The following is a 4525-nucleotide window of genomic DNA, read 5'->3' on the forward strand; positions in this document are numbered from 1 at the left end:
GCGAAGCGCAGGATGGCGCAGGCGCGCGTTTCTTGGTTGCGCGAGGAATGGGCTTCGCCCAGGGGAAGAAACGCGCGTCGCGCCATTGCGGCATAGGCGGTCGAGGCTTCAGCCGTCCTTCGGCCAGATCAGCCCGCTCGAGAGGTGGTTGGTGCCCGCCGTGAAATGGAGAGACGGAGACGATAGCGTCATCTGCGACGAAAAGAGATGACGTGGACCGTCTCGCCGGTGCTGATGTCACCAGGGCCTGACATGTGCAGCATCAGAGCCTGGATCCAGCTGGCAATCGCGGATGGGATCTAGCGTGCAGGACTGGGTCGTGCCGTTGCTGGCTGCTGTCGAAGCAGGTCCAGACAGGCGCTCCAATACCGGCTTTTGCCGTTGAGCGGCTTGGATTGCAGACGTCTCGTTGCGCCCGATAGCGGAACGTCCTCTTTCGGACAATTAGGCTAGGTTCCCTGGCATCGACGGCAGTTGTAATCCTGTTTGCAGGTCGGGTCACTTGACTCGTTGGTGGCGGGGGGCGGTAAACCCGCGCAGGTTCTGCATGAGCCTTCAGTCCGGCGCCCGTTGCGACCATTGGCCTCCTCCCGGAACGTAAGGCAGTTCCTTCCGTTGGATGAATTGGCGTTGGCAGCTGCCGACGTCAATCGACCAGGCAACAGGAGGAATTTCGCAATGATCCGCAAGATACTATCTACAGCCGCGACGGCAGCTCTCATCTCGACAGCGCTCTGCACGGCGGGTGCTCACGCCGCAAATACCAGCAACCCCGCTACCCAGACGGAGGTTGTTGCCCCGGTCACCGATGGGAAGCTCGTCTCCAAGATCATGGGAGCCGCGGTCTATGACAGCACCGCCGACAACGCGACGAAGATAGGCAATGTCAATGACATCGTCCTGGCAAGGACGGGAACGCCAAGCTCGTCGTTATCGGCGTCGGCGGATTCCTTGGCGTGGGGGAAAAGAACGTGGCTTATGATTTCAGCAAGCTTGAATGGGTCAACAAGAAGGGCGATCGCTGGTTAGTCGCAAAGACGACGAAGGATGAGCTCAAAGCTCAACCCAACTTCGATACGACGGTTTATGATACCGCGGCAGCACCCACGGCGCAGACGACTAACAGCCAAGCGGCTAATGGTAAAACCGATACGACCTCGACAGGCTCGATCGACAAGTCGTCCCTGACCGAAATGCCGTCAGACAAAATCAGCGCGGCAAATCTGATTGGAACCAACGTCTATGGCACAGATGATGCGAAGGTCGGCGAGATCGGCGACGTCATCCTGACTGGCGACAAGAAAGTCGACGCGATCATCGTTGATGTAGGCGGCTTTCTGGGCATTGGCGAAAAGAAGGTCGCGGTCGGCATGGAGAACCTCAGGTTCATGACCGACAAGAACGGCAACCGTTACCTCTACACGAACTTCACCAAGGACCAGTTGGAGGCGCAGACTGCCTACGACAAGGCCACTTACGCCCAAAACCGGGACAAGCAGCGCATCATCGTCAAGAAGTAAAAAATCATCGCGCAGCGCTCGCCCGTGTGGCGGGCGCTTCGACTGGAAAACGCAGGAGCGGACTTGAAACTAGCCGACGAGGTCCGTCATAGCTCTGAAGATATCAGCGACGTCGTCCTGTCCGATGTCGTGTCTGCGCTTCATCGACGAGTTAAGGTCAGCCACGAGTTCGATATTCCCTACATTGCTGGGTACAGCAGGGATGCAAAGACGATTTACATCGACCGACATCTGCCGCGCACCATCAGGTGGAGAGACAAGGACGTGCGGCTCGAACCATTTCTGGTGTGCCACGAAATTGTTGAAAAAGCTCTCTTGGACGAGTTGCGGCTTCATTATCTGCACGCCCACCAAATTGCCTCTCGAATCGAAAGAGATGCGGTGAGAGGCGCTGGCCTGACCTGGCGGCACTACCAAAGCGTCATCAAGGGGCACGAGAAAGCGATCGATGAAGAACAGCTTCGGTGCGTGCCAGCGGAGTTAGATCTCACGCCTTACAAGGACCTGAAGGATTACCCATTGCTCCGACGGCTGGTCGAAGCATCGCAGTAGCTCGTTGCGCGGGATGGTCCAAGGCACAGAGACAGCGGGAAATTGAAGCAGGCACACTGTCAAATTTTCTTGCCATTGGAACTTCCCGACGCAATGCCGGTTCGCCTGCATAGGGACGACTGAGGCCTATTCCGACCTGTGCATTCTGCAGGCAGAGCGCCTCGCCAACAGGAGACGGCAATGAAACATCAGACACTTGAAGAACTACATGAGGTCGCGGAAGTCGAAGTATCCTTTCCGGCTATGACGCGAGGGCAGCGTTTGGAACATTGGGCCATGCTGCTCGAGCGAAATCCCGAGCGGCGCCTCGCCGCTCTCCCCGGGACGGAATACATGACCTTGGACGTGCGTGACAAGGCGCGGTCCCTGGACTCCGCGCTCAGCGTCGCTTTCGCTGATCCGATATTGCGCGCGCAAGGATTGAAGAACGATAGCTATGGCGAAGCGAAACGCTTCTTCGAGCTTACGGATTGGCAGTTGCACGCTATCGTCTGCCATTGCCATGTCGGCGGGACCATGAAAGCCGGATGGGCTGCCGTTCAAGTTCGGTCTGCCATCGGCATGGAAGGGAAGCTTTTCAGCAGACTACGTGAAGCGATTGCTCATTGGCCGGTATTTCGCATTTTGACCCATGTGAGGGAGTAACGTCGCCTCGGAAAGCGAAAAGGCAGCTAGTGAAAAGTGCAAGCAGATGCATCTGGGCCCAAAGATCGCTAATTACGAGAATACGGGCGAGCGTCGCCCGTATTCTCTTTGCATCCGGATGGCCGCGATCACTCTCCGCGAAGGTAATCCTCTCAAATCCGCAGCATACGGTGATACTATGTACCTCGTTCGCACGCACCGCTTCGCGCATGGTGTCGTGGCGCTCACATGCCGCCGCACTGACTGCTATCCGCCGTCGGCCGAACAAGGCGGTCGCGAACTTCAAAATGGGGTGCCTGCTCTTCTCGCAAGATGCGCCCAGGCGCCGGCGCTGGGGCGCGGTCAAGCGGCGTGGCAAGGTGCCGCCTGCGGACAGTCGACTCTAGAGATAATTGGCAAGAAGCGGCCCTTGCATGCGGCGGCCGAAAGCCCGGGGGTTGATTGAGACACTCGGCCTAAGTTGAGCCCAAGTGGATTTCGGCATAACCAGCTCATTACGAACGGACCAACGATGTCGACCGAGGTCCGGCACTAGATGCAATCAGTCGGCCTGATTTTCAGCAATTCCTGATTTTCACCAACCTTGTGAAGTTCATAAGAAAGGTCGAGGAGTGCCTAACCAGCTCTTCACCATAATGACAACGGCTTCGGAACCTTCATGACCGCAGCGGACTTCTCCGCTTCATTATGAATTCGAATGAAGGGGCCCCTGCATGAAAGTCACCGCAGCAGGCATCGACCGGATCAAGATCGGCAATGCGGACGCAAGCGGCCAAGGCGCGCATTTCGTCGTTTGGCTTTGTCTTCAGGTTGACGAAGGCGGCACACAGACCGGTCAGGAGCTGGTGGTATCGGTGCCATATGATGCGCGGATGACATTCGATGATCTCGCTACCCAGGCTTTCGAGAAGGCGCATGCCATGCTTCGCGCCTGCTGCGAGATTGATGAGACCATGTGGTGGAAGCAGTTCAACCGCAGCCTGGCGCCGTTGCCCGAATGGACGCCCGGCGCCCAATAGTTGGGCGGCGGCGAACCAGGCGTGGAGACTGGCTGGACGCCGGCCCGCGCAATGCGGATGGGGATTCAGTTCGCATCGTCTGCTTCAGGCGCATGACGACCTCCAGCACCCTGCGATGTCCGCGTCCGGGCAGAAGCTAAGTTTGCATCAATGGCCTAGATGAAGGCGCAAAGCTCCCGTTCAATTCAGGATCGTAACCCAGGGCTTGCAAACAACGTGTATCAGGCGTCGGGACCCCTCAGGAAAGGCGCCGTCGCGCGCGAAGCAATTGGCGATAGCCGCGCTCGACCATCTTCAAGCCGTCGCGCACTGAGCGAAGCGTCTGATACCGAAAAGCCGAGTCGTGCCAGTCGGCGGCGCTGACCAGTCGCCGACCGAACAAGGCGGTCGCGACTTCAAAATGGGATGCATACTCTTCCCGGCCATCGAGGCATCGCAGCATGTGGCCAAGGCGTCGGCGCTGGGCCGCGGTCAAGCGGGCGTCGGGAAGGTGCTGCCTGTGAGCAATTGTGAATGCGCTCGAGAATGTGGAATTGAAGTACTGCCCGATACTGGAATTCTGTTGCGAAAGAGCAGTTGATCGCGGCTTCACCGCTGAAGCCCTGTTTTAGACGCCGAAGCCCGTCCGGCCGAAGCCGAACGGGCTTGCTACCTGTTACTCGCCGTTGCGGCGGTTGGCCCGGGACCAGATGAGGCTGTGGCCCTCGCCTTGCTCGTCGGCGAAGAGGTTGGCGTAGATCGGAGCGGTGAAGCTCGGGTCGTCGAGCTTGAGCCCGAGATAGTCGCGGC

At 58.3% G+C, this 4525-nt stretch carries 6 protein-coding genes; 4 read left to right on the forward strand and 2 right to left on the reverse strand.

Going from position 1 to position 4525, the window contains the following annotated elements; genetic code table 11:
- Nucleotides 1–971 precede the first annotated feature (971 nt).
- The 4 genes from LB525_RS28460 (at nucleotide 972) to LB525_RS28475 (ending at nucleotide 3736) form a co-directional block, all read left to right on the forward strand.
- The gene (locus LB525_RS28460; protein WP_411971058.1) at nucleotides 972–1520 is read left to right on the forward strand and encodes a PRC-barrel domain-containing protein; all 549 of its coding nucleotides are present in this window, start codon (nucleotides 972–974) and stop codon (nucleotides 1518–1520) included.
- A gap of 63 nt (nucleotides 1521–1583) precedes the next feature.
- Nucleotides 1584–2072 (forward strand): hypothetical protein, encoded by a 489-nt coding sequence (locus tag LB525_RS28465; protein WP_224549891.1) that lies wholly within the window; start codon nucleotides 1584–1586, stop codon nucleotides 2070–2072.
- Between the two features lie 180 nt (nucleotides 2073–2252).
- Nucleotides 2253–2717 (forward strand): hypothetical protein, encoded by a 465-nt coding sequence (locus LB525_RS28470; RefSeq protein WP_224549894.1) that lies wholly within the window; start codon nucleotides 2253–2255, stop codon nucleotides 2715–2717.
- Nucleotides 2718–3430: 713 nt separating this feature from the next.
- Entirely contained in the window at nucleotides 3431–3736 is a 306-nt protein-coding gene (locus LB525_RS28475) for a hypothetical protein (protein WP_224549895.1), read from the forward strand.
- Between the two features lie 238 nt (nucleotides 3737–3974).
- On the opposite strand, the gene LB525_RS28480 is transcribed toward LB525_RS28475, so the two are convergent.
- On the reverse strand, nucleotides 3975–4328 hold the full coding sequence (locus LB525_RS28480) for a DUF2285 domain-containing protein (RefSeq protein WP_224549905.1): 354 nt from the start codon (nucleotides 4326–4328) through the stop codon (nucleotides 3975–3977).
- A gap of 63 nt (nucleotides 4329–4391) precedes the next feature.
- A partial coding sequence (locus LB525_RS28485) for a DUF736 family protein (protein ID WP_224549907.1) occupies nucleotides 4392–4525 on the reverse strand: 134 nt, incomplete at its 5' end.

This window comes from Mesorhizobium sp. CA16 (assembly GCF_020165175.1).
Classification (GTDB): Bacteria; Pseudomonadota; Alphaproteobacteria; order Rhizobiales; family Rhizobiaceae; genus Mesorhizobium.

Bases quoted from the DNA above. Each gene is read 5' to 3' on its own strand.
- LB525_RS28470 (WP_224549894.1), top strand. From the start codon at position 2,253: ATGAAACATCAGACACTTGAAGAACTACATGAGGTCGCGGAAGTCGAA.
- LB525_RS28475 (WP_224549895.1), top strand. From the start codon at position 3,431: ATGAAAGTCACCGCAGCAGGCATCGACCGGATCAAGATCGGCAATGCG.